Below are 1,173 nucleotides of genomic sequence, written 5' to 3'. Positions count from 1 at the left end.
CCGGAAGCGACCCTCGCCTCAGCTCAGGCCTTCCTCTACGCCGCCGCCATCATGATCCTCGTCCGAAGGCTGGGCCGAGCGTCATGACTTATCGGACGGACTCTCAGGAGCCATCGGCAGAGTTGCCGCCCCCTCCCTCGTCAGAGCCGGGCTTGTTGAGATCGACCACCGAACCGTTGATTTGCACAGGACCGGATGCGGTGAAATTGAAGTTTGTGCCAAGGATGATGATTGTGCCGTCCTTGCGCATGATAAACTTGGACTTTCCGACCTCGATCACAAATTCGTCCCCGACCGTTAGCTTTTTTGTCCTTCCGACATGCTCACGTGAAGTCTGGCCGACGTTGACGACCTTCGTGACGCCGACCTGTTCGGTGCTGGCGAGGCCGGTGGTGTTGTTTTGGAACCGCGAGACCTGGGTGTTCATGACGCCGCCGAGGCGGCCCATCATGCCGGCGACCTGGCCGGCGAGCTGCGTGCCGGCGCCGGCCATGCCCGCCCCGCCCGCCTGGATCATGCTCTTGGCGCTCGCCGCGTTGATGCCCGCGCGGGTCTGATCGATCGCGCCGCCGAGCAGCCCCCCGATCCCCCCGCCACCGACGAGGCTGGTGAACCCCGAGGCCAGGCCGACCAGAGCCGACGGGTCGAGGCCGGACGCTCCGCCGCCCTCACCCCCGCCGGCACCGTCCGCGGAGCCCGCTCCGCCGCCGCTTCCGGCCGATCCCATGGCCTGCATGGCCACGCCCATGGCCTGGCCGAGCAGCCCGGCGGTCTGGCCCGACAGCGCCGCCATCGCCGCAGAGAGACCCGCGCTCGCCGCGCCGCCCACCGCGCCGACGGTGAGCGAGCGCGAGCCGCCGACCTGCTGGCTCTGGTTGTTGGCGACTTCCATCGCGTGGTTCGCGCCGATGCTCTGGACCTGGTTGGCGTCCACCCGGCTGGTGGCGTCGTTCAAGACCTTCGTGGTCATGTCCTTCTGGGCATGCGTGAACAGGTTCTCGGCGCCCGCCTGGTCCTCCATCGAGACTTCGTTGTAGCCCGTGCCCTTGTGCGTGTCGGAGCGGATCACGAGCTTGGTCTTGTTGGCCGGCAGGTCGTACGGCACGGGATTGTTCGGGTTGGGCACGATGCCGACCACGATCGGCCGGTCGGGGTCGCCCTCCTGGTAGGCCA

Annotated in this window: 2 pseudogenes; one reads left to right on the top strand and one right to left on the bottom strand. The window is 67.6% G+C overall.

Annotation, left to right across the window (positions count from 1 at the left end):
• Window positions 1-87 (top strand): annotated as a pseudogene (locus tag ASF22_RS24250) (IS5/IS1182 family transposase); the annotation flags it as partial.
• Between the two features lie 16 nt (window positions 88-103).
• Here the strand turns inward: ASF22_RS24250 and ASF22_RS24435 are convergent.
• A pseudogene (locus ASF22_RS24435) lies at window positions 104-1,173 on the bottom strand (hypothetical protein); the annotation flags it as partial.

Origin of the sequence: Methylobacterium sp. Leaf87, from assembly GCF_001422775.1 — a bacterium.
In the GTDB taxonomy this organism is placed as follows: Bacteria; Pseudomonadota; Alphaproteobacteria; order Rhizobiales; family Beijerinckiaceae; genus Methylobacterium.
This window is presented reverse-complemented; position numbering and strand designations above follow the sequence as displayed.